This is a genomic window from Bovifimicola ammoniilytica (genome assembly GCF_025567085.1).
GTDB classification, from domain to species: Bacteria; Bacillota; Clostridia; order Lachnospirales; family Lachnospiraceae; genus Bovifimicola; species Bovifimicola ammoniilytica.
The window spans coordinates 63749-89723 of sequence record NZ_JAOQJN010000002.1 but is presented as its reverse complement, the minus strand read 5'-3'; the positions used below and the strand labels follow the sequence as shown (position 1 = coordinate 89723).

General features: G+C 33.4%; 25 protein-coding genes, 1 tRNA gene and 2 pseudogenes. All 28 read right to left on the bottom strand.

Annotation, left to right across the window (positions count from 1 at the left end; genetic code table 11):
• Positions 1-759: a phosphate ABC transporter ATP-binding protein PstB gene (gene pstB / locus OCV48_RS02215; protein ID WP_021982716.1), complete on the bottom strand. Its 759-nt coding sequence runs from the start codon at positions 757-759 to the stop codon at positions 1-3.
• A gap of 94 nt (positions 760-853) precedes the next feature.
• Positions 854-1684, bottom strand: a complete 831-nt coding sequence (pstA, locus tag OCV48_RS02210) for a phosphate ABC transporter permease PstA (protein ID WP_147591177.1) — start codon at positions 1682-1684, stop codon at positions 854-856.
• Positions 1685-1733: 49 nt separating this feature from the next.
• Positions 1734-2582: a phosphate ABC transporter permease subunit PstC gene (gene pstC, locus OCV48_RS02205; protein ID WP_147591176.1), complete on the bottom strand. Its 849-nt coding sequence runs from the start codon at positions 2580-2582 to the stop codon at positions 1734-1736.
• Positions 2583-2743: 161 nt separating this feature from the next.
• Positions 2744-3628 carry a substrate-binding domain-containing protein gene (locus OCV48_RS02200; RefSeq protein ID WP_021982719.1) on the bottom strand — a complete coding sequence of 295 codons (885 nt, stop codon included), beginning with the start codon at positions 3626-3628 and terminating at the stop codon, positions 2744-2746.
• A 499-nt stretch (positions 3629-4127) separates the two neighbouring features.
• Positions 4128-4582 (bottom strand): annotated as a pseudogene (gene tnpA, locus OCV48_RS02195) (IS200/IS605 family transposase).
• A gap of 253 nt (positions 4583-4835) precedes the next feature.
• Positions 4836-7679, bottom strand: a complete 2844-nt coding sequence (locus OCV48_RS02180; protein ID WP_147591038.1) for an alpha-amylase family glycosyl hydrolase — start codon at positions 7677-7679, stop codon at positions 4836-4838.
• Between the two features lie 293 nt (positions 7680-7972).
• Positions 7973-8131: a hypothetical protein gene (locus tag OCV48_RS02175; protein ID WP_021982723.1), complete on the bottom strand. Its 159-nt coding sequence runs from the start codon at positions 8129-8131 to the stop codon at positions 7973-7975.
• A gap of 18 nt (positions 8132-8149) precedes the next feature.
• Positions 8150-8422, bottom strand: coding sequence for a hypothetical protein (locus OCV48_RS02170; RefSeq protein WP_021982724.1), 273 nt, complete (start codon positions 8420-8422; stop codon positions 8150-8152).
• Positions 8423-8460: 38 nt separating this feature from the next.
• Positions 8461-8691 (bottom strand): hypothetical protein, encoded by a 231-nt coding sequence (locus OCV48_RS02165; protein ID WP_021982725.1) that lies wholly within the window; start codon positions 8689-8691, stop codon positions 8461-8463.
• Positions 8651-8932: a hypothetical protein gene (locus tag OCV48_RS02160; protein ID WP_021982726.1), complete on the bottom strand. Its 282-nt coding sequence runs from the start codon at positions 8930-8932 to the stop codon at positions 8651-8653. Before OCV48_RS02160 ends, OCV48_RS02165 begins: the two co-directional genes overlap by 41 nt.
• Before the next feature lie 296 nt (positions 8933-9228).
• On the bottom strand, positions 9229-9414 hold the full coding sequence (locus tag OCV48_RS02155) for a hypothetical protein (protein ID WP_021982727.1): 186 nt from the start codon (positions 9412-9414) through the stop codon (positions 9229-9231).
• 757 nt (positions 9415-10171) lie between these two features.
• Entirely contained in the window at positions 10172-11506 is a 1335-nt protein-coding gene (gene gdhA, locus OCV48_RS02150) for an NADP-specific glutamate dehydrogenase (protein WP_021982728.1), read from the bottom strand.
• A 188-nt stretch (positions 11507-11694) separates the two neighbouring features.
• Positions 11695-12453: an exodeoxyribonuclease III gene (locus OCV48_RS02145; RefSeq protein ID WP_021982729.1), complete on the bottom strand. Its 759-nt coding sequence runs from the start codon at positions 12451-12453 to the stop codon at positions 11695-11697.
• Positions 12454-12723: 270 nt separating this feature from the next.
• Positions 12724-12795: transfer RNA gene (locus OCV48_RS02140), tRNA-Asn, on the bottom strand.
• A gap of 284 nt (positions 12796-13079) precedes the next feature.
• Positions 13080-13340 (bottom strand): annotated as a pseudogene (locus tag OCV48_RS14125) (methyl-accepting chemotaxis protein); the annotation flags it as partial.
• Between the two features lie 529 nt (positions 13341-13869).
• Positions 13870-14697, bottom strand: coding sequence for a C39 family peptidase (locus tag OCV48_RS02130; RefSeq protein WP_262558664.1), 828 nt, complete (start codon positions 14695-14697; stop codon positions 13870-13872).
• A gap of 236 nt (positions 14698-14933) precedes the next feature.
• The gene (gene rplT / locus OCV48_RS02125; protein ID WP_021982732.1) at positions 14934-15290 is read right to left on the bottom strand and encodes a 50S ribosomal protein L20; all 357 of its coding nucleotides are present in this window, start codon (positions 15288-15290) and stop codon (positions 14934-14936) included.
• 28 nt (positions 15291-15318) lie between these two features.
• Entirely contained in the window at positions 15319-15516 is a 198-nt protein-coding gene (gene rpmI / locus OCV48_RS02120; RefSeq protein ID WP_021982733.1) for a 50S ribosomal protein L35, read from the bottom strand.
• 64 nt (positions 15517-15580) lie between these two features.
• The gene (gene infC / locus OCV48_RS02115) at positions 15581-16135 is read right to left on the bottom strand and encodes a translation initiation factor IF-3 (protein WP_449495037.1); all 555 of its coding nucleotides are present in this window, start codon (positions 16133-16135) and stop codon (positions 15581-15583) included.
• A gap of 164 nt (positions 16136-16299) precedes the next feature.
• Positions 16300-16623, bottom strand: a complete 324-nt coding sequence (locus tag OCV48_RS02110; protein ID WP_021982735.1) for a DUF1540 domain-containing protein — start codon at positions 16621-16623, stop codon at positions 16300-16302.
• Positions 16624-16711: 88 nt separating this feature from the next.
• On the bottom strand, positions 16712-16969 hold the full coding sequence (locus OCV48_RS02105) for an HPr family phosphocarrier protein (protein ID WP_147591036.1): 258 nt from the start codon (positions 16967-16969) through the stop codon (positions 16712-16714).
• A gap of 11 nt (positions 16970-16980) precedes the next feature.
• On the bottom strand, positions 16981-17919 hold the full coding sequence (gene whiA / locus OCV48_RS02100; protein ID WP_147591035.1) for a DNA-binding protein WhiA: 939 nt from the start codon (positions 17917-17919) through the stop codon (positions 16981-16983).
• Between the two features lie 26 nt (positions 17920-17945).
• The gene (rapZ, locus tag OCV48_RS02095) at positions 17946-18806 is read right to left on the bottom strand and encodes an RNase adapter RapZ (RefSeq protein ID WP_021982738.1); all 861 of its coding nucleotides are present in this window, start codon (positions 18804-18806) and stop codon (positions 17946-17948) included.
• A gap of 147 nt (positions 18807-18953) precedes the next feature.
• The gene (murB, locus tag OCV48_RS02090; RefSeq protein WP_147591034.1) at positions 18954-19844 is read right to left on the bottom strand and encodes a UDP-N-acetylmuramate dehydrogenase; all 891 of its coding nucleotides are present in this window, start codon (positions 19842-19844) and stop codon (positions 18954-18956) included.
• A gap of 79 nt (positions 19845-19923) precedes the next feature.
• Positions 19924-20868 carry an ROK family glucokinase gene (locus OCV48_RS02085; RefSeq protein WP_021982740.1) on the bottom strand — a complete coding sequence of 315 codons (945 nt, stop codon included), beginning with the start codon at positions 20866-20868 and terminating at the stop codon, positions 19924-19926.
• A 111-nt stretch (positions 20869-20979) separates the two neighbouring features.
• Positions 20980-21915: an HPr(Ser) kinase/phosphatase gene (gene hprK / locus OCV48_RS02080; RefSeq protein ID WP_021982741.1), complete on the bottom strand. Its 936-nt coding sequence runs from the start codon at positions 21913-21915 to the stop codon at positions 20980-20982.
• 42 nt (positions 21916-21957) lie between these two features.
• Positions 21958-23814: an excinuclease ABC subunit UvrC gene (gene uvrC, locus OCV48_RS02075; RefSeq protein WP_147591033.1), complete on the bottom strand. Its 1857-nt coding sequence runs from the start codon at positions 23812-23814 to the stop codon at positions 21958-21960.
• Positions 23815-23898: 84 nt separating this feature from the next.
• Positions 23899-25845 carry an ATP-dependent zinc metalloprotease FtsH gene (gene ftsH / locus OCV48_RS02070; RefSeq protein WP_021982743.1) on the bottom strand — a complete coding sequence of 649 codons (1947 nt, stop codon included), beginning with the start codon at positions 25843-25845 and terminating at the stop codon, positions 23899-23901.
• Positions 25846-25975 lie beyond the last annotated feature (130 nt).

Below are 25975 nucleotides of genomic sequence, written 5' to 3'. Positions count from 1 at the left end.
TCAACCAAACCTTCCTGTAATATAATCCTCTGTTCTCTTATCAGCCGGCATAGAAAATAATTTTTCTGTATCATCATATTCTACAACCTCACCTAATAAGAAAAATGCTGTTTTATCGGATATTCTTGTTGCTTGCTGCATATTATGTGTAACCATAATAATTGTATATTCTTTCTTTAATTCAATTACTAAATCTTCAATTTTCATTGTAGAAATAGGATCAAGTGCTGAAGTAGGTTCGTCCATCAATATAACCTCAGGTGAAACCGCAAGTGCTCTCGCAATACAGAGTCTTTGCTGTTGTCCTCCTGACAGACCTAATGCACTTTTATCTAGTCTATCCTTTAACTCATCCCAGATTGCCGCATTTTTTAATGATTTTTCAACTATCTCATCTAGTCTGGCTTTGGAACGTATACCATGTGTACGTGGTCCAAATGCTATATTGTTATATACACTCATAGGAAATGGGTTTGGCTTCTGGAATACCATTCCTACTCTTTTTCTAAGCAGATTGACATTCATGTCCTTATATATGTTTTCACCATCTAATAACACATTTCCTGTTATCTTACAGCCTTCAACTAAATCATTCATTCTGTTTAACGACTTTAGAAATGTTGATTTACCACAGCCTGATGGCCCTATAAATGTAGTTATTTCATTTGGTAATATTTCTAAATTTATATCTTTTAATGCCTTAAAATCACCGTAATATAAATCAAGATTACTTACCGAAAATTTACTTTTCTCTGACATCTTCTAATTCCTCGCTTTCTCCCATAATATATTTACTTTCAATAATGTGTGCAAATATAAAATGGTTACAAATTCTTTAATGACACTTCTTTAATTATGCTTTCTTAATTTTTTTAGCAATTCTTCCTGATACAAAATTAATTAAAATAACAAGGAATAGTAATACAACTGCTGTCGCATAGCTTTGATTAATATGTAATCCTTCTGTTGAAAGACTGTACATATGTACCGAAAGTGTCCGTCCTGAATCAAATACACTCTTAGCAACCTCTGTTACACTTCCTGCCGTATACATAAGTGCTGCTGTTTCGCCAACGATACGCCCTATTGAAAGAATTACACCTGAAAGGATTCCAGGAATTGCACTTGGCAATATAATTTTAAATACTGTTCTTAATTTACCTGCACCTAATCCAAAGCTTCCCTCTCTATATGAGTCAGGCACAGACATAAGTGCTTCCTCCGTAGTTCTCATAATAACCGGGAGAACCATTATTGCTAATGTACATGCACCTGCTAATATTGAATAATCCCATTTTAAAGCTATTACAAAGAACAGATATCCAAATAAACCATATACAATTGATGGAATACCTGTAAGAGTTTCTGCTGTTATTCTTACTATTGCCGTTATCTTGTTGCCTTTTTTAGCATATTCCACAAGATATATTGCTGAAAATATTCCAAATGGAATGGCAAGTGCAAGTGCAAGAATGGTAATTATTAATGTATTAATTATCGCAGGCATCATCGAACAATTGTCTGATGTATATTTCCATACAAATAACTCAGGTGTGAGATAAGGAATACCATTTACTAAAATATAGACAATGATAAATCCTAAGATACCTATTGTTATTGCCGCTGACAATACAACTAATAACATCATAATGAATGAAAGAGGTCTTTCTTTATATGTTTTCATTCTTGCTTTTAACTTTTCATAATCGAAATTCTTAAATATATTTTTCAAATTACTCAGACCTCCTTTTCATTATTGAGAATAAAACATTTATAATAAGTATAAATACGAATAATACAACACCTGTTGCTATTAATGCTTCTCTGTGTAAATCTGTAGCATATCCCATTTCCATTACGATATTAGCAGTTAATGTTCTGACACCATCAAACATACTGTCAGGTATTCTTGCCTGATTACCTGCTATCATAATTACAGCCATTGTCTCTCCGATTGCTCTTCCAACACCTAATATTACACCAGCCATTATTCCTGATTTAGCCGCTGGAAGCACCGCCTTAAATACACTTCTCTCATGAGTTGCTCCAAGTGCCAATGCACCTTCATAATAACTGTCTGGCACAGCATTTATTGCTGATTCAGCTACACTTACGATAGTTGGAAGTATCATTATTCCAAGCAAAAGTGATGCTGTAAATATACTGTTTCCATTTCCCTCGAAATTATCTCTGACAAATGGAACTAATACTACTATTCCAAAGAACCCATATACAACTGATGGTATTCCTGCAAGCAAATCAATTGCCGGCTTCATTATCTTATATAATCCTTTCGGACAAAACTTCGACATAAATGTTGCTGTGAAAATTCCTATTGGAACACCGACAAGTATTGCTCCGGCAGTTACATATATACTTCCTAAAATCATAGGATATATCCCAAATATTTTATTACCAGGTCGCCAGACCCTGCCTAATAAAAATTCTTTGAACCCAATTTCTTTAATAGCAGGAATACCATTAGCAAATAAGAATATGCAAATGAGAACTACCGCTATTATTGAAACACATGCTGCCAAAAAGAATACTATTCTCATTACAACTTCAATGACTGACTGCATACGCATTTGTCCATCAGATTTTGTTTTAATTGAATCTTTTTCTTTCTGCAAATCTACTTACCTCTTTTTGAAAATTTCCAAGGAAAAATATTTATATATGTATCTTTCTTTGGAAAATCTTATTTTAACTTATATATGTGTTTGTGCTTTTATACAGATTTTTATGATAATACATCTGACCATTTTGTAATTTCACCTGTATAGATTTTCATAACCTGCTCTGATGTTAAATCTTCTGCTTTATTGTCTTTATTTACGATAACTGCAATACCATCTAATGCAATTGTAGTTCCTTTGATACCTTTTGCAGTTTCTGTATCTTTTAATTCTCTTGATGCCATACCGATATCACAGATTCCCTCGATTGCTGATGTCATACCTGTTGTTGAATCATTCTGCTGAATCTCAATTTCTGCATTTGTATTCACCTTAAGATATGCTTCTTTTAATTTCTCCATGACTGGTGTTACTGAAGATGAGCCTGCAATTTTAATCTTACCTGATGGTTTGCTTCCTGAATATGCTGCCGCATCACTTGCTGAAATATAGCCATTTTCTTCGATTACAGCCTGACCATCAGCACTCATAATGTAATCGATAAAGTCCTGAGTAACTTCGCTTACTTTATCTTTTGTAGCAATATTAAATGGCCTTGATATTTTATATGAACCACTCTTAATATTCTCTACTGTTGCTTCTGCACCATCAATCTTTAATGCTTTAACGGTGTCATTTAATGAACCAAGTGAAATGTATCCGATTCCATATGTATCTCCGGCAACACTGGTCATCATAACCGATGTACTGTTTGTAATGATTGCCTCATCACTTGTATGGTCAACTTTCTCACCATTTTCATCTTTCTGCTCTACTCCAAATAACTCAACGAATGCTCCTCTTGTGCCTGAACCATCTTCACGAGACATTACCGTAATGGTTTTAGATGTATCAAAACCACCTGATGCTTTTGAATTACCACAACCTGCAAGACAACTTGCTGCTAACATTGTACTAAGTGTTATTAATGCGATTTTCTTTAATTTCATTTTTTTACATTTCCTTTCTTGTCTACAATTAATTTGTATTTATATCACTAGTCCACAAGTCGTATTATTTAACTTGTTGAACACATTGTAAAATCTGTATGTAAAATGTAAAACGCACTTTATGTAAATTATGAGTAAAAGATACGTAAGGCTATGAACGGCTTTCCATATAAAATATGTATATGTTTGTCAATGAATTCATTGTTTTTAATGGAAAATATGCCTGTAAACTAAGAATAAAGAATGTCATTTGCGACATTCTCCGCCTGCGGCGGGTTGCTATAGCAACATTTTCTGCTCCGCCGCAGTGTGATCCTTGCGGAGCTTTTTTTACTTACCAGGACAATTTCAACGAAATTTCCTGGTAAGCAATCAGTACCACCAGCTTAGCTGGTGGTTTGCTCTGCGGCTATAAGCCTGTGATACCTGCCAGCTCTAAAGAACTATGAAGAGTCCGCCAGCCGCACTACTGTCACAGGTTGCCCCTTAAAGGTTTTTTTTATGCCTTGTTTACTGGCTCACCCGTAAACGGGTCAATGTACTCTTTCAACGACATTTGGTCATACTCTAAATCCTCTTGTAACTGATTTCGTACATACTCTTCTATTTTCTTTGCATTTTTACCTACTGTATCTACATAATATCCTCTACACCAGAAATGTCGGTTTCCATATTTGTACTTTAAATTCGCATGCCTATCAAATATCATTAACGAACTTTTACCTTTCAAATATCCCATTACTTCTGACACACTATACTTACAAACATATGCACATGATCCGGCATACACTCTGCCGCAATTATCTCAATACCTTTCCTTTTACATAGCTCACTTAATATATGTGCTACATCTTGCCTTAGTTGCTTATATATCACTTTTCTTCTAAACTTTGTTGCAAATACTATATGGTATTTGCAAGTCCATTTTGTATGTGATAAACTATTATTGTCCATCCGGACACCTCCTTTGCTATTTAGTACGGTTGGCGAACCTTTACTAATTATAGTACTGGAGGTTTTTCTTGAAGCTAAAGCTTACCGGGAACACACCTGCATAGCAGGTGGTTTATTTTTATGTGGATACAAAAAAATGTCAGATATACATTAACCATGTACTTATCTGACATTTTTTATAGTTCATTTTATTGAAGAATTTTATGCAAAAGAGTTTTTACATTTGTAATTATTTTGTTGATTACAGACTACTCTATTTAATCCATACACCATTAGAATTAAATGTATAGCTCTTGCCTCCTATAGTTACTTTCTCTCCTGATATCATTTCACCGCTGCTCTTCAAATAATACCACTTGCCATTTAACTTAATCCAGCCTGTCTGCATTACTCCTGAAGCATTTAAATAATACCATTTTCCACTTATTTTCTGCCAGCCTTTTTGCATTTCTCCTGAGCCTTTTAAGTGATACCATTTTCCATCAAGTTTTATCCAGCCTGTCTGCATTACTCCTGAGCCTTTTAAATAATACCATTTTCCACTTAACTTAATCCAGCCTTTTTGCATTTCTCCTGAACCTTTTAAATGATACCATTTTCCGTCAAGTTTTATCCAGCCTGTCTGCATTATTCCTGAATCATTAAAGTAATACCATTTTCCACTTATTTTCTGCCAGCCGGTAACCATTTTCCCGTTGGAATCATAATAATACCAATATTTACCTGCCTGCTGCCAGCCGGTCTTTGTTTCTTCATATTCTTCCCAACCAGAACCTGTATATATATATCCTAATTCCGGTATATCAAGATCTGCTGTCTGACTTGCTCCATTATTGCTAAAGATAATCTTTGTATATCCTGCATCTGGATCTAATTCAACCATAAATATCTGATTTTCTGCATCAATACATTCCATTGGTGCTCCCGGCCATGCTGCATTTTTAACAGTTTCATTTTTCCATGCATATGCTGTTACATCAGACCAGTTATTTGTATTCTTAAAGTATATTGCATTGCTGCCCTCTTTTTTTATATATGTAAATGTCTTTGTTACAGAACCTAAATCATTATTTGCTTTAATAGTAACTGTTACTTTTTCTCCAACCTTAAGTCCTGTACCTATAGTGATATCTTTTGTGGTTGCAAATGAACCTGACTGTCCATCTGATGTTGTATATGTTGCATTTGTGGCATATAATGCTTCCATTGTAAGTGTAAATCCATCTGTATAGAAACCTGAACCATCCTTTTTACTTGTACTGATTTCAACTGCTTTTGACTGCTTTGTATAAGTAAATTTCTTAGTTACTGTTCCATATGAACTTGTAGCTTTAACCGTTAATGTTACTGTTTGTCCATCTTTCAGACCTTTTCCTATTGTAACAGTTTTTTCACCCGTAAGTGTGCCAGATTCTCCTGTTGAGGCAGTGTATGATGCACTTGTCGCATTCATTACTGTTACATCTACATCTAATCCATTTGTATAGAATACCGAACCATTTCCAAGGTTTGTAGCTATCTGTGCTGGATGTTTAGTAGTAGGATTTGACATAACATTCTGATAGATTACCGCAATACCATATTCACTTGTAATATTTCCACTTATTGTTCCATCTGATACTGTAAATGTATTGCCTGATACTTCATCTGTATAAGTTCCTGAAGCTAATCCATGTGCATCTGTTGAAATCTCTCCTGATCCATTAAAGTTTACAAGTATAATACCATTTCCTCTTTTTATATATGTAATATTATCACTTGTTCCCTGCGAATCTGAACAGTTATAAAATCTATTATTAAAATGATTAATCGCTGCTACTTCTTTTGTTGCCCAGGTGTATGTATTACATACTCCCATAAGTCTTTTCTCAAGATTCTTCTGTGGATTAGAAATAAACTGATTATCCATATCGTTTACTAATGTCTCTGTTGAATAATATGGTCTTACATAAAATAATGCTGCTGCATTGTCCACATTTTCAACTGCTGCCCAAGCACGAATGATCGCTCTGTCTGATGCATATCTTGAGGATTCATTCATATATGTATCATGCGATTCAGCCCAAAGCACTGATTTATTTGCCGGATATTTAAGAGCTGGTGTTGAAGGTGTATTACCTCTCACACCTTCAAGTGTTTTATTTCCAGCATTATTATCTGTGACTGACATATATTTTGTATAACCTGAAATATCAAAATTATCACCGACTGTATTTAATATTTCTCCATATACATATAAGTCTTTACCCGTTTTGGATTTATAATATGATTTCGCTGAATTTAATACATTTGGCCAGAAATCACTTGCGTATGACGGATCATCATCTGGTGTTTCAATATGTTTTGCCGCATCAAAACGAAAGCCATCTACGCCACAGTCAATTAATTCATTCAGATAATTTTTAACATATGTCTGTACTCTTGAATCAGCTGTGTTCAAATCAGGCATACCCATACAACCCATAGTAAAGCTTATTCGGCTGTCATCATCATGTACAAATCTTGTATTAATATGCCAGAATGTTTCGTCTGTAAGCATATCAGGATTCCAATATTCACCGACCTGCTTTGAAACATCACTTAAATTATTCTTCCAACCTGTAATATTTCCCATATGATTTGCCACAACATCGACAATAACTTTTATTCCATATGTTTCTGCCTTTGCACAAAGCGACTCTAGTTCTGCCTTTGTACCTAACCATGTAATTCCATTGTTACAAACACTAAACGTAACCGGCTGATATAACTTCCACCAGTTACCAGTTCCACCACAGCTTGGGAAACCAACGTCCATCCCTACAACACCCTCCCATGCATAATCCTTAGGCTGCTGTGCCGGTGAAGTCTGAATTGCTGAATATCCGCATTGTGCAATTAATTCCAGATGATCCTCGATAGTTGAATATGACCAGTTCCAACAATGAAGTATTGCTGAATCCTGTATATCATCTACAAGTTCATAACCATTAGAAGCATATGCAATTTCCTGCTTTGCTCTGATTATCGTTAAACCTGAAAATGTAGATAGCACCATTACTGTTGAAAGAACAGATGCAACTGTTTTTTTCAGTCCACTAAAAAATTTTTTTTGCATAATCTCATTCTCCTAATCTTATTACATTTTGCATACGTCCTTCAAAGTTCATATGCTCAAAATTAACAGCATATATTTTTGTTAATTATACACAGTACCAAAATATTCATTTAGTACCTTTTGTGTTATTTTACATAAATTTAAATAAAAATAATATGCTAATATATGACATGTTAGCATATTTCATTATGTATTGTAAAGTTGTTTGAATATAAAATATTTCAATATCTTTCGACATTTTTCGAGTGAAGATTAAATTCTACCAGCTTACTCTCAAATACTATTTTATATTCTCAATCATTTCGATGTTTACTCTTTTCTTCCTCTTCCTTAATCTCTTTCTCTAGTTGTTCTAGCGATATATCCTTTCTTATAATAGGTGCATCATAATAATCCTGAGGTGCTGGTATATATCTACCTCCAACAAATACCTTCTCTATTTTTGATTTCATGAATTCAATTCCTTTTATTTACTCAGCTATGTCTTTATAGACATATACGCTCTTTATTCTACCGCATTCTCTTTCATCAATCCAATCATCAATAACTATGCTCAATACAGGGTCTGCATATGGCGGATAACTCAAATGCAACTCATTTATTTTACTTACAACTTTTTGTCCGGACATAAATTCAATTTCTATATTACTTCCTTTTGCAACGTGTTTATCGGCTTCATATACACAATTAACAACCGTCTTTTTTTCAACATTCATTATACCATACGCATTTAATTGTGGCATAATACATACCTCCTCTATATTTTTTATTTCTACAGTTACTATATAAATATTATTTCGATTATTTTTTCACCTCCTGTTCGATATATATCAATGTATTCCACACCTCTATCGGAAAAACATGTCAATGGTTTATATATTCTAAATTTTTCAACTATCTCACTGCTATTTTCATATATAAGTTTAATTTTATCAGTTCTTCCATCTTTATCTATGTTACAAATCAATGTTTCAAGCTTCGGTGCTTTTAATATTTCTAATACTTTTATCATTTTGTTTCAGCAACTCCAATGCATCTTCCTCCGGGATTTCTTCATAGCAATCAAACTCTGGTGCATCAGGATAAAAATATCCTATTGATAATCCTATTCTTACCCATTTACCATTTTCCATTTGATATGACTTACAACCAACTCTTTTAATCACCTGATTTTGATGTTCATAATCTGTCAATTTCCAATATACTGTTGATTCATTAATTTCTGACATTTCTTTAATTTCTTCTATTTCCACATCAAACACCTCCACTCATATCATACATAGACATTATCTTATCTAAATTATATTTATTAATTTCCAATGCGTCAATGTTTTCTCTATAAATAGATATAGTAAATTCACATAAAAATCAAACAAAGCCTTTGAAAATATGATTACGCATATTTCAACTGAATCATAATTATATAATATTCATTTATCTTTTATATGAGAATGCTTTGGTTTTTAATATATATAATCTCCTTGATGATATATTGGATAAATTGTTAAGATATTAAAAAGCACAGCCGTTTGGCTGTACTTTCATATACCTAATATGATATGTCATCATCCAAAGTTAAATACCCACTATCATATACGTCTTTATTGTTTTTTATACAATCACTAATGATTTCAATTATTCTTTCAGGCGATTCTGCACTCATCTGAAATGTTGGAAAACCATCATTGAATTTTTCTGCATAATCCTCTAATGCTTTGTCTAATTTTTCATTCATACTATTTCACTCCTTTTAAAATTGTAAGCAGTATATCATAACTACTTATAAGAAGTTTTTGCGGATTACAATGTTTCTTCACCCTCCAATTCTTTAGGAGAGAAATATTCACATTCTACTTCTTTGTGATTCCATATTTGTGGTGGTATTTGCCTTCTTTTAGTATAAATTTTGCAAGAATAAGGTTCTTTCGTAATAGTTTCATTCTTACAGTACAAACATTTACAATCTAAACATAATTTATATACTTCGGTTGTTTTTTGCATATTCTCATCTACTTTCTATATCTAATTTACTTCTAATAACATTCAACTTTATATTTTCATATTTTAATCAAGTTAATACATCTTTAAATAATTAATTTGTCTTTATTTTATTATACCATCTTTATTATCATTTGATATAAGATTTTTTATTTCAAAAATAAGAATGGATAATCCTTAAGACATACCGAAGTTCAGAAATTAAATGCTTTGTTCTAAAGCCTATTACCTGCCTATTACTCGCCTATTACTTGCCTATTACGGCCTGTTTTTACCCACTTATTTTATGAATTGTCAGAATTGTCTATTTTAATAAAAGAGTTGCTTAGCAACTCTTTCAGGCGCTGATGTATGCAAGCTTTAACTTGCAAAATTCATTTTTACATCAGTCGCATCTATGCGGAGCTTTAGTTATAAAGGAATATTATGAAATAATTTCCTTTATAACTAAAAAAGCCCCTAACCACGAGGATTAGGGGCAATATAAGGTATTATTAGCAAATACCCTGTGCATTCATAGCGTCAACAACTTTTTCGAATCCGGCAATGTTAGCACCTACAACGTAGTTACCTTCAAATCCATATTTCTTAGATGCTGCATCAAGGTTATGGAAGATATTTACCATGATGTTCTTTAATTTAGAATCAACTTCTTCGAATGTCCAGCTTAATCTTTCACTGTTCTGAGACATCTCAAGTGCTGATGTAGCAACGCCACCTGCATTAGCTGCTTTACCAGGAGCGAAGTATACTCCGTTTTTCTGTAAATATTCTGTAGCTTCTAATGTTGTAGGCATATTAGCACCTTCACATACAGCCATAACACCATTAGCTACTAATGATTTTGCATCATCAAGATTTAATTCATTCTGAGTTGCACATGGAAGAGCAATATCAACTTTAACAGTCCATACACCTTTTCCTTCATGATATTCAGAATTTGGTCTGTATTTCTTGTATTCTGTAAGTCGCGCACGATTTACTTCTTTGATTTCTTTAAGTGCTGCAACATCAATTCCGTCTGGATCATATACCCAACCATTTGAATCTGAAACTGTTACAACTTTAGCACCTAACTGCTGTGCTTTCTCTGTTGCGTAGATAGCAACGTTACCTGAACCAGATACTGCAACTGTCTTACCAACGATATCCTGTCCATTGCATTTTAACATTTCTTCTGTAAAATATAATAAACCATATCCTGTAGCTTCTGTTCTAGCTAAAGAACCACCATATGATAAGCCTTTACCTGTTAATACGCCCTCATATACGCCTCTGATTCTCTTATACTGACCAAACATATAACCAATTTCTCTGGCACCTGTTCCGATATCACCCGCTGGAACATCTGTGTCAGCACCGATATATTTGCAAAGCTCTGTCATAAAGCTCTGACAGAATGCCATAATTTCTCTATCTGATTTTCCCTTAGGATCAAAGTCAGAACCACCTTTACCACCACCAATTGGAAGACCTGTAAGTGAGTTCTTGAAAATCTGTTCAAAACCTAAGAATTTAATAATACCTAAGTTAACAGATGGATGTAATCTTAAACCTCCCTTGTATGGTCCAATTGCACTATTGAACTGTACACGGTAACCTGTGTTAACCTGAACCTGTCCTTTGTCATCTACCCAAGGAACTCTGAATTTAATCTGTCTTTCAGGATTAACTAATCTTTCAAGTAAAGCATCCTTTCTGAATTTCTCCTCATTAGCCTCAACAACGACTCTTAATGATTCTAATACTTCCTTAACTGCCTGATGGAATTCAGGCTCTGCAGGATTCTGTTTTACAACCTGCTCAATTACCTCGTCAACATATGACATAGTGGTTTCCTCCTTCACACATATTATACAATATAAATTTTTCTATAAAGTAAAAAATACCTCAGGGTACTACAAATAAACGAGTTATGTAGCCGCCTTTGGTATCAACCTCGAAATTTATTATATTACTTTATTATACTAAAGTCAATATATTTTATAAAAATTTTCAGCGGCAGTTATTCTTATCACTATATTTCTATATCAAGTTCAACAGGGCAGTGATCTGACCCCATAATTTCTGTATGAATTTTTGCATCTACCAGATTACCCTTAAGTGCCTCTGATACAAGAAAATAGTCTATACGCCAACCTGCATTCTTGGCTCTTGCACTGAATCTATATGACCACCATGAATATATATCTTTCATATCAGGATAAAAATATCTGAACGTGTCTATAAAACCTGCATCTAACAAGTCTGTGAACTTTCCTCTTTCCTCATCTGTAAATCCTGCATTTTTTCTATTAGTTTTAGGATTCTTTAAATCTATCTCATTATGTGCAACATTCATATCACCACATACAATTACAGGCTTATTTTCTTCTAATTTCTTCAAATATGCTTTAAATGCTTCTTCCCATTCCATTCTGTAATCTAAACGTGCTAATTCATTCTGCGAATTTGGTGTGTAGACATTTACCATATAATATTTATCATATTCCAGTGTAATTACTCTTCCCTCTTTATCATGTTTTTCTATGCCTATACCATAACTGTCACTTATTGGTTGCTCCTTCGTAAATATAGCAGTTCCCGAATATCCCTTTTTCTCTGCATAATTCCAATATTGATGATACCCCTCTAATTCAAGTACCAGTTGTCCTTCCTGCATTTTACTTTCCTGTATACAGAATATATCTGCATCCATTTCCTTAAATATATCCACAAAACCTTTCTGTACGCATGCACGTATTCCATTTACATTCCAAGATATTAATTTTTTCATCCTTTTAAATATAGTTTATTTGGTATTTATATCTATATTATACCAATGTAACTTTTCCTTTCTAAACTTTTCTATGCATTTTATATTATGCATTATTTAAATACTTTTTTAAGCTAATTATATACCACTATTTTTATATTGTCACTAAAGCTAAAAAAGTCTCTATATAAAATTTCTCATCTAATTATCTTGTATGCATCTTTATGATAAGAAATCAAATATAGGGACTCATTAACTTCAATTTTTATATCATTTTGAGTATAAAAATAGCTCCCCGAGTTGGGCTCGAACCAACAACCCCACGGTTAACAGCCGTGTGCTCTACCATTGAGCTATCGAGGAACATTAATTACATATGATATTATAACTCATAATTTCATATTGTCAACTATTTTTTGATTTTTATTATCCATTTTTATTATCCTTGAGTCATTTTATTTACCACTTTTCAAATCGTTCTTTAACATAAAGTACATTTTCTCGATTTATTATATAATACTATATAAATTACAATAATCACTTTCATACATAATAATAAAAACAACCATATGAAAATAATCACATTTATATTATTTATCTTCATATGGTTGTTATCGTTAAATTATAATATTTTCTTTAATTATACCTTAGTTATTCACCAAAACATCTATACATTCTGTAAGCTCACCAAGTGACACTTTGATAGACTGATTAATATCACCTGAGTTTCTGGCAAGTTTACCAACTTCATCTGCTACTACAGCAAATCCCTTACCAAATTCACCTGCTCTCGCAGCTTCTATCGCAGCATTGAGTGCAAGTATCTTCTGTTTAGATTCAATCTTATCAAGAGCTTTTGATTTCTCTTTTAATTCATCTAATAATCCTGAAGCTTTATTCACGTACTCACTATTTGATTTCTCTTCATCATCCTCTAATCGCTTATCTTTGATTACATCATTAATAAGTCTGTTTATCAATCCATCTAGATGATTAACTTTCTCTTCGTCCAAAACATCTTCGCTATAAATTAATACTTTTCCCAATAATTCATCTTCTAATGTTATCTCCACAACTGATACTGCTAAATTGTCATCAAGAATCTCTTCGTCTGCACTAAGTATGTTTCTATTCTCTGTATTGGCTATCTCAAATTTTACATCTACTAAGCCTTCTAAGTCTTCCTTTATGCCTTTTAACGATTCTAATTCAATATAATCTGTTATCTGCATCTTCTTCAGCTCCTTGCATTATAATTTACATTTTTTAACATAAAATGATTATACCATATATATCATTTTTTAACAATAGTATGATTTTCTTTACCTTGTTTTTATTTTTTTGTGCAAATTATACAAATCATCTGAATATCCATAATTTTTAAATATGACTTTTAACTTCAGATTAATATTTCTATTCTGTGTATGAATTTTTGTCTCATCTGAACACCCATAAATTTTTAATCTGCCCCTTTATTTCATCAAATGTCCACCTCTTTTTACTGTTCTTTCTGCTATTAGGGTCATTTACTATTATTTTACCATCTTCAAGTCCTGCAAGGACTATAAAATGTCCTTCTGTTGTAAAATCTCCCGGCCCGACACTACATATTATAGGATTTCCTACTTCTAAGTTACTATATACCCTGTTTTCATCTAATGGAATTTCAATAGACTCAAGTCCTAATTTTCTTGCTCCACTACCCATCAAGGCCCATAATGTACCATTATCCGAAACATATCCCGATTCTTCACTAAAGTTCGCCATCCACTCTGGATTCATATAATTATTTTTAAGAATATAAATTGCAACCATTGATAGACATGTTGGACCGCAGCCATTTATTCCAATTATTCCATCACCATATTTATCATATCCCCAACGCTCATCCCATTGCATAAATAAAGGCACTCCGTTACAATCTATGTCTTTATCAATTGAAATGTCTATTTTATTATCTTTATTTTCCGGATAATCATACACAAACTTTATTGCTTCAGAATTACGTTTGGCTAACTCTATTAAATCTGTTGTATAATTATCCTTATTCTTCATTATATAAGCAAGTTGTTCTGATTGTTTGGCATTTCTCGAACTTACCGCAAGATTTCTTATTTTCTCGGCTCCCTCTTTATCATCACCATTCATATTAATTATCTTATCAGTAGCATAACATACAGTAACAAGCATAATTATCATAAATAGGATTTTTATAAAATATTTAATTCTGCATTTTCTTCTTCTGACTGATTTTTTCTTATTCATAAGCATTAATCCTCGTTTCTAAGTAATTCGTCATATTTTACCTGTTAATATCGACCTATATATTGTAGCATATCCAAATTCTTAGTTTTTTAATTCTTACTTATGACTTTATTAAGAATTCTTTAATATCAGGCTTCTTTCTATATAATCTTATACAACACAAAAATACCAAGGCTTTCAATAAAACCTTGGTATCTATATGTTATATTTCTATTTAATTCTCAATTATATGATAATTAAGCAAGTTTAGATTTTGCAAGTTCTGCTAATTTAGCAAATCCCTCTGCATCGTTGATAGCCATTTCAGATAAGATCTTTCTGTTAATTTCAACTCCTGCAACTTTTAAACCATACATAAATTTACTGTATGATAATCCGTTCATTCTTGCAGCAGCATTAATTCTTGCGATCCATAACTGTCTGAACTGTCTCTTCTTCTGCTTTCTGCCAGCATATGAACTTGTTAATGCTCTCATAACTGACTGTTTTGCTACTCTATACTGTTTTGATCTAGCGCCTCTGTAACCTTTAGCGAGTTTTAATGTTCTATTATGTCTTTTTTTAGCGTTCATTCCGCCTTTAATTCTTGCCATTTCAGTCTTCCTCCTATTTTATTTTATCCTATAAATATGGTAATATTTTCTTCATATTCTTTACATTTGTTGCATCTGTAATAGTTGCTTTTCTAAGATTTCTCTTTCTCTTAGTTGTCTTCTTTGTAAGAATATGGCTCTTGTAAGCTTTCATTCTCTTTAATTTACCTGTACCTGTTTTTTTGAAACGTTTAGCAGCAGCTCTGCTTGTCTTCATTTTTGGCATTATGTTCGTCCTCCTTAAATTCATCTATTTTTTAACTATATAAATAAACAATATCTTATATTGATTATCTCTTTTCAGCTAAAAACATCTGCATACTTCTTCCTTCTAATTTTGCAGGCTTTTCTACTACAGAAATGTCTGAAAGCAACTCAGCAAAATCGTCTAATATATGTTTACTATTTGTCATATGTGCCATTTCTCTTCCACGGAAACGAAGTGTAACCTTAACTTTGTCACCTTTTTCAAGAAATTTTCTAGCCATATTTGCTTTTGTCTTCATATCATTAGCTTCAATATTAGGTGATAATCTCACTTCCTTAATATCGATTGTTTTCTGTTTTTTCTTAGCTTCTTTCTCACGTCTTGCCATCTCGTATCTGTATTTGCCATAATCAATAATCTTACATACAGGTGGTTTGGCAGTTGGAGCAATTTTAACTAAATCTAAATCTGCTTCTTTAGCAAGTTTAAGAGCTTCTTTAGCCGACATAATTCCTAACTGTTCGCCGTTTTCTCCAATCAATCGAATTTCTTTGTCTCTTATCTGTTCGTTAATATTTAATTCGCTAATAGTAGTGCACCTCCAAAAAAAGTGGATAGTCAGACTATCCACTTTCAAATTAATGCTTACGCTTATATTCAAAACATCAACCATATGTCACTCATTCGTGCATAGGTGAGAGCGGATACTCTGCTTCATTTATTTTTCACAACTTTGATAGTTTATCATTGTTGTGATGTTTTGTCAATATAATTTTACCTTATTTTTTATTATTTTATATTCTATTCCATTCTGAAAGTAGAACATCTTGTATCGCGACAAGTACATGCATTAGCACCATCTACATCAATTGATGAAGCTGTACAACAACATGCTGTATTATGCACACATTTTTCCGCCATGCATTCAATTTTTATAGAATGGTTTGGTGATGAACTACAACCGCAGGAATTACTAAAGTTATTCTCTGATCTGTCCTTAAAGCTTGCACATGCTGTTTCGTCAGATACCTCGGCTGTTGTACCATCTACTTTTATACTGTCTAAGCAACATAATTTTTCTTTGTTGTGATAGCAATTGGTTACGGAACATTTTAAATCAGTCATAATTTTCCTCTTTTCTAATTAATTTATAACTTTACGTTACCGTAATATTTTGTCTCAATTGATATTATTTTATGCAGCTTATTTATTGCTATTTAGTATTGCTTAAGAATTTTTCAATACCCTCAATTGCAGCTTCTTCATCTGTACCGTCTGCCGATACTAATACATCTTCGCCTGCTGCAAGACCAAGTGTCATCATTCCCATAATACTTTTAGCATTAACTCTCTTGTTCTCATGTTCTACATAAATAGAGCTGTCATACTGACTTGCAGTCTGTACAAACATTGCTACAGGTCTGGCTTCAAGCCCTGATTGAATTTCAATTTTCATATTTTTGGTTACCATAATAATCCTCCTTAGCTTTCACGTAAGTCATCTGCAATTTCGCAGATTTTTCTTAACCTATGGTTTACACCGGATTTGCCTACAGCCGGGGTTAGCATTTCTCCTAATTCTTTCAAAGAAGCATCCGGATTATCAAGTCTTAGTCTTGCCATCTCTTCTAAATTGTCCGAAAGCACTGACAAGCCGACTTTATCCCTGATAAACTTTATATCTTCTATCTGCTTTACAGCAGCCGACACTGTTTTCTTTAAATTTGCTGTTTCACAATTCACTTTACGGTTAACTGAATTACGCATTTCTTTCAGTATCCTCACATTTTCTAAATCCATAAGTGCTACATGCGCCTCCATCACATTCAAAATATCTACGATTCCAGCGCCTTCTTTTATATATACCACAAAATGCTTCTTTCTTTCAACTATTTTCGCATCAATATTAAAATATTGAATTATGTTCTTTAATTGAACTGCTTTATCCTCTGTAGTACATACAATTTCAAAATGGTAAAATTTCTCCGGATCACTTATTGACCCAGACGCTAAAAATGCGCCTCTTATGAAGGCACGTTTACAACACTCTTTCTGTATCAGAATATTACTTGAAACTGAAAGATTCTCACATATTTCACCATACTCATCAATTAACTTCGATGCCTGTAATACTTTCATAGCATCTTTATGATGTTTGATTGTAATTGTATAATTTCTTAATTTAGAACTTTGTCTGATTGAAATTTCCGTATCTATATTATATGCTTTTTTCAATAATGTAAAGTATTTTCTTGCAACAGCAATATTTTCCGTATGAATTCTTACCGAATATGTATCATTTTGCGATATTCCGATTCTTCCACACAGGCTTATTATTGCCGCTACTTCTGCAATCTGGCAATGTCTTGCAACCGGACACTGTTTCGATAATTCATCCTTAACTTTTCCTGAAAATGACATTGTATTCCTCTTCTTCTACTAACTTTTTATCTCATAATATCTCTATGTGCAACTTTTATACCAAGATTCTTATCCTCTGACAACCTGTCATACAACATATTTGCAACAGTTACTGACCTGTGCTTTCCACCTGTACAACCTACTCCGATAACTAACTGGTTCTTGCCTTCTTTAACATAATTAGGTATTAAAAACTTAATCATATCATAGAGCTTATCAAGAAATTTCTGTGATACTTCAGATGACATCACGAACTCTTTCACTTCATCATCATTTCCTGTTTTATACTTAAGCTCATCTATATAATATGGATTAGGCATAAATCTTACATCAAAAATAAGGTCAGCATCAACAGGAATTCCATACTTGAAACCGAATGATAAAATTGTAACAAAAAGGTTCTTATACTCTTTATTCTCCACAAATATTTTTTCTATTTCCATGCGAAGTTCACGTATCAAAAGTGTGCTTGTATCTATGATATAATCAGCTTGTTTTCGTAGAAATTCTAACTGTTTACGTTCGTTAACTATGCCCTCATCAACTCGTCCCTCTGGTGTCAGAGGGTGCGCACGCCTGGTCTCTTTAAATCTCTTGATAAGTACATCATCATTAGCATCAAGAAACAGAATTTCATAATGATAACCTGATTTTTTCATTTTATCAAGAATATAATCTAACTCACTTAACGCCTGTCCACTTCGTATATCTATTCCCAGTGCAACATTTTTATCATTAGAATTCTTATCACTGAAAGTCAGCTCTGCAAATTTCAATATAAGTTCAATAGGAAGATTATCTACACAAAAATAGTTATTATCCTCTAATGTTTTTAAGGCACTACTCTTACCTGCCCCTGACATCCCTGTAATGATAACAAATCTCATACACTAATCTCCTTTCTCTTATTCTGCGCAATTTATAATTTATTGCTATAATAGCTATTTGTTTTCATAAAGAAACCAATAGCTATAAGAAAAACAGACTTATTAATCTGCTTTTTCATACTTTATAATAACTTTTATGATAACTGCTTAGCCAATTATTTTAACTTCAGGTTCTAATCTTACACCAAATTCAGCCTCTACTTTATCAGCCACATCCTTCATAAGTCTTATTATATCCGCAGCCGTTGCATTTCCTTTATTTACCACGAAACCACAATGTTTCTCCGATACACATGCACCACCTACACTATAGCCCTTAAGACCTGCATCCATTATCAGTTTACCTGCAAAATATCCCTCAGGTCTCTTGAATGTACTTCCTGCACTTGGATATTCCAAAGGTTGTTTATCTCTTCTCTGCTTAAGAAGTTCATTCATTCTATCACTTATTTCATCTTTATTTCCAGCTTCTAACTTAAGTTTTGCAGATAGAACAATATAATCTTCTTCCTGAACAACACTATTTCTATAGCCAAATTTCATTTCCTCATTTGACTTTTCAACAATGTTGCCATATTTATCCATAAGTGTTACACTCATAATTATATCTTTAAATTCGCCTCCATATGCACCTGCATTCATTGCAACGGCACCGCCAAGCATTCCCGGTATTCCTGCCGCAAATTCAAGTCCACTAAGCGAATTCTCACAGGCATAATTAGCTATTTTAGAGACATATGCTCCTGCTTCACATGACATCACCTTATCATCAAGTGTTATATTAGAAAGTTTCTGTCCGATTTTAACGATTACACCATTATATCCCTCGTCTTTTACTAAAAGATTGCTTCCATTGCCAATAATGTAATAGTCAATTTTGTCTTTTAAAAATCGAATTAATTCAGATAACCTTTCAAAGCTGTCAGGAGTAACAAAATATTTTGCCTTACCACCCGCCTTGAACGTAGTATGTTTACTCATATCTTCATCAGTAAATACATTTTCTTTGCCTAAGATATTGATTAATTCCTGGTACATATACTTTTTACTCCTTTACAACTATCTAAAACGCCGCTTATTAAGCGGCGCAATATCATTTCATATATTTCACATTATATTAATCCAAAATAAGTGCTGCTGCACCATACATTCCAGCATCATTGCCTAATGTTGCCAATGCAAATTTAGCATTTTTAGTTGCATGGAACGCATTTGCAAGAAAGTTTTCTTCTATTTTATCCAGAAGGAATTTACCTGCTTTGCTTACACCACCACCGATTACGATTACCTGTGGGTTTGTAACTGCCGCAATTCCTGCAATTGCATTTCCTAAATAATATGCAAGTTTATCTACTACTTCCATTGATAATTTATCGCCATCTTTAGCTGCATCAAATATATCTTTACATGTGAATTCTTCCATACCACGTAATACTGAATCTTCTTCTGATTTAGCAAGAAGTTTCTTAGCTTCTCTTACGATTCCTGTAGCAGAACCTACTGTCTCTAAGCAGCCTTTCTTACCACAACCGCAAGTCTCAGCATCATCTCCAAATACTGCCGGAATATGTCCGATCTCACCTGCTGCACCATTCGAACCTGCTATTATCTTTCCGCCGATGATTACACCACCGCCAACGCCTGTTCCTAATGTAACGAGAACTAAGTCTTCAAAGCCTCGTCCGCCGCCCTGCCATGTCTCGCCTAAGGCTGCAACGTTTGCATCATTTCCGGCTTTAACTTTAACGCCACCAAGCATCTGTGATAATTTTTCTTCTACATTGAATATTCCCCAGCCTAAATTAACACAATTTAATACTGTACCATCTTTTGTTATAGGTCCTGGAATACCTATTCCAATACCGAGTAAATCATCTCTTGTAATCTGTTTCTCAACTAATTTAGCATCAATCGCTGCACATATATCTGGAAGTATATGGCTTCCATCATCCTCTTTTCTTGTAGGAATCTCCATACTGTCAATTAATTTTGCTTCTGTTGTAAATAAACCGATTTTAACTGTAGTTCCACCTACGTCAATACCAAAACACACTTTTCCCATTTCAATATACCATATATGGGTTATCCATATATTTTATCCTTTCCTCTTTAATAAATATATATTATTGTATAAATACTATTCTTCAAATTTTTCTTAAATGTAATTTTAATATTATTCATCATTTTCGTGTTTTACTAAGTTCGCCTGTACTCTTCTATATAATTCCTGTGCAGCATTATATCCCATCTTCTTCTGTCTGTGGTTAACCGCTGCTGACTCAACTATAATAGCAAGGTTACGTCCTGGACGAATAGGAATCGAATGACATACAACCTTATTGCCGAGAAATTCTGTATACTGTTCCTCTAATCCAAGTCTGTCATATTCTTTATCCTTATTCCAGTCCTCTAATTTAATAACCATATCAATGCCCTGTGTCTCTTTTACACTTTCCACACCGAACAAGGTCTTTACATCTATGATTCCTATACCACGAAGTTCAATAAAATGTCTTGTAATATCTGGTGCTGTACCGATTAATGTTTCATCACTTACTTTTCTTATCTCTACAACATCATCAGTTACAAGTCTGTGTCCACGCTTAATAAGTTCAAGTGCTGCTTCACTCTTACCAATACCACTTTCACCCATTATGAGTACACCTTCACCATAAACATCTACTAACACTCCATGTATCGATATACAAGGTGCGAGTTCTACATTTAACCATCTTATTATCTCTGCCATAAATGAAGATGTGGTCATATTAGTTACGAGTACAGGAACACCATATTTATTTCCTGCTTCTAATATATATTCATCTGGTTGTATACCTCGGCAGAAAATCATACATGGTATGTTAGCACCAAATATCTGGTCATATATATATTTCTTTCGTCCCTCATCTAATGTTGTCAGATAAGTACTCTCAACATGTCCTATAACCTGAACTCTGTCAGTTGGAAAATGTTCAAAGAAGCCTGTCAATTGTAATGCTGGCCTATTAATATCTGTCTGTTCAACTTTAATCTGACTTACATCTATATCGGGAGTAAGATTTTTAAGACCCATTTTTTCAATAATTTTGGATAAACTTACTGATTGCATATGCCTTCTCCTTTTCTTTCGCTGTCATTATATTATAGCATATCAATGGAAAAATTGATAGACTTTTTCGGCCGCTGCCTGATTCATTGATGGAATTTTTTTAAGTTCTTCCACGCTTGCCTCTTTGATTGCCTCAAATGATTTGAATTCACGCATAAGTGCCTTTCTTCTTACATCACCGATTCCCTCTATATCGTCCAGGATAGAATGTATCTGTTTCTTACTTCTTAAATCTCTATGGAATGTTATGGCAAATCTATGTGCTTCATCCTGTATACGTGTTATAAGTCTGAATCCCTCGCCTGATTTATTAATCGGTATCTCAATATTATTAAAATATAAACCTCTTGTTCTGTGATGGTCATCCTTAACCATACCACAAACCGGAATATTAAGGCCTAATTCATCTAATACTTCAAGGGCTATATTTACCTGTCCTCGTCCACCATCCATCATAATAAGGTCTGGAAATCTCGTAAAACTTCCGTATTTTTCTTCCATATTATTCTCTTTTAATTCTTCAATTTCCTTAAGTCCGTGTGTAAAACGTCTTGTCAGAACTTCTCTCATACTTGAATAATCATCTGCACCTTTTACCCATTTTATTCTGAATTTTCTATAATCATTCTTACGTGGCTTGCCATCTTCATACACTATCATTGAGCCTACTGATTCAAATCCATTTATATTAGATATATCAAATGCTTCTATTCTCTTAGTATATGCTATATCTAATAAATTATCTATTTCTGTTACAGCTCCTTTTGTTCTTCTTTCTTCACTCTTTATCTTATCCTTATCCTGTTCAAGAACAATTCCAGCATTTCTTGCAGCCAATTCCACAAGTTTTTCTTTTTCACCTTTCTTAGGCTGCTTAATCACAACCTTCTGTCCTCGTTTTATGGATAACCATTTTTCTATTACTTCCACGTCATCTATCTCTTCCTGGACTAATAATTCCTTAGGAATAAATGGTGAATTGCCATAATATTGCTTGACAAAATTCGTAAGAACATCTCTCCCTAATGCCTGTGGTGCAAGTTCCACATGAAAATGTTCTCTTCCAAGTACTTTACCATTTCTAATGAAGAATACCTGAACAACCGCATCATTGCCTTCCATCGCATATGCAATAATATCTCTGTCCATATCTTCATCCGTGGTTATCTTCTGTTTATTTGAAATTGCTTTCACACTATTTATCAGATCTCTGTATGTTGCTGCTTCTTCGAATTCCATTTTCTCTGATGCACTATACATTTTCTCGGTAAGCATATTTAATACCTTGGTGTAATTACCATTTAGAAAATCTACTACTTCTGAAATATTCTTTTTATATTCTTCCGATGAAATATAACCCATACATGGTGCATCACATCTTTTTATCTGGTAATTAAGGCAAGGTCTGCCAATTCCTATGTTCTCTGGAAGTACGCGTGAACACGTTCTTATCTTGTATATCTTTGTAAGCAGCTCTATTGTATCTTTTACTGCACCCGCACTTGTGTATGGACCGAAATATTTAGCCTTATCCTTTTTCATATTTCTTGCCATCATAACTCTTGGATAATCCTCATTCACAGTAACACGAATGAATGGATAACCCTTGTCATCCATTAACATAGTATTATATTTCGGTCTGTATTCCTTAATCAGATTACATTCTAATATAAGTGCCTCTAACTCAGAATCGGTAACAATATATTCAAAACGGCTAATTCTCGAAACCATCTGTTCAATCTTAGCCGTTCTTGTTCTGCTTGTCTGAAAATATTGTCTTACCCTGTTCTTTAAGCTGATTGCTTTTCCTACGTAGATGATTTCGTCTGTATCATCATGCATCAGGTATACGCCGGGCGAACCCGGCAATTTCTTTAACTCTTCTTCAATACAAAACATTTTTATTCACTTTTCTCTTAATTATATTTTATAACTGTTTTCCTGAACTTAATTAATTTATTTAATATATTTTGTCAGCTTTTCTTAATTTATATCTTCACTTACTGCTTCGATAATATCTTCTGAACTCTCATCAGAACCATTAATTTCATTATAAATCTTCATAAATTCTTTACCTGTTATGGTCTCTTTCTCATATAAGAATTCAGCAATTTTATCAAGAGCGGCTCTGTTTTCACTCAAAAGTGTCTTAGCCTTTTCATAACATTGTTTTAATAATTTCTTGACTTCTTCATCAACTTCCGCTGCTGTTACATCAGAACAATTTAATCTGGCACTTCCTGATAAATACTGATTCTCTACAGTCTCTAATGACATAAGTCCGAACTTATCAGACATACCATACTGTGTAATCATCTCTCTTGCAATCTGTGTAGCTTTCTCCATATCATTTGAAGCACCTGTTGTTATTGATTCAAATACAATCTCTTCAGCAGCTCGTCCACCTAATAATGTAACTATTCTTGCAATCAGTTCATCTTTAGACATAAGATATTTTTCTTCTTCAGGTACCTGCATTACATAACCTAATGCACCCATTGTTCTTGGTATAATAGTTATCTTCTGAACTGGTTCTGAATGTTTCTCTAAGGCTGTTATAAGTGCATGACCAACTTCATGATATGCAACAGTCTTTTTCTCTTTCTCGCCTAAGATTCTGTCTTTCTTTTCTTTTCCGGCAATTACTACTTCAAGCGATTCAAGTAAATCGGCCTGTGAAATAGCTTTTCTTCCATGTTTTACAGCATTAATTGCCGCTTCATTAATCATATTTGCAAGGTCTGAACCAACGGCTCCTGATGTCGCAAGTGCTATTTCATTAAGATTAACAGTTTCGTCCATGGCAACGTTTCTTGAATGTACCTTTAATACGTCTAATCTTCCCTTTAAATCAGGTTTATTAACTATAATTCTTCTATCGAAACGTCCCGGTCTTAACAATGCCTTATCAAGCACTTCCGGTCTGTTAGTCGCAGCTAATATGAACAATCCTTTAGATGTATCGAAACCGTCCATCTCTGATAACAGCTGGTTAAGTGTCTGTTCTCTTTCATCATTTCCTCCGCCATATTTTGCATCTCTGCTCTTACCTATGGCATCAATCTCATCTATAAAAATGATACATGGAGCTGACTGCTGTGCCTGTTTAAATAAATCTCTTACTCTTGATGCTCCGACACCGACAAACATTTCCACAAAGTCAGAACCTGACAATGAGAAAAATGGAACTTTTCCCTCACCTGCTACAGCCTTAGCAAGTAATGTCTTACCTGTTCCAGGTGGTCCAACTAGCAATGCACCTTTAGGAAGCTTTGCACCAATAGAAGCATATTTACCAGGATTATGAAGAAAATCAACTATTTCTGTAAGCGATTCCTTAGCTTCGTCCTGTCCGGCAACATCCGCAAATGTTACTCCCGTCTCTTTCTCAACATATACTTTTGCATTAGATTTACCAACACCCATCATACCTGAACCATTACTTACTTTTCTAAATAATAGTCCCATAATGAAGTATATAAGTGCAAATGGCAATATCCATTCAAGTATAAATGTTAATACGCTTGACTGTTTGTCTGATAGCTGACCTTTATATTCAACGCCTGCTTTATTTAATTTAGGCAATAATTCCTCATCACCATTTATCTGTGTTGTATAATATGTCATTTTGAAATATTCATCTTCCTGCTTCTTTGGTGTTATATAGATTTTACCATCATCAGAGAATATTATTTTTTTGACTTCGCCATCATCTACCATTTTAAGAAAATCATTATAATAGATTTCCTTAGATGTAGCATTTTCAAATACCTTTGACATAAAAGTTGATGCAATTATTGTAATTAATGCAGCGATAACAATAATAATTATGGTCTGGTTACGCTTTTTCTGCTTATTATTGTTATTATCATTTCGATTATTATTCGGACGGTTGTTGCCTCCGCCTCCATTCATTTGATTATTTTCCATAAATACCTCTTTATATTATATTTCCCAGACATTTGTTTAGCATTAATAATCTTTAAAATGTCTGTCTTGTCATAAATAAATTTCTTGAATTTCTTAACTATTATAAAAGTAGTTTTTCCATAAATCAATA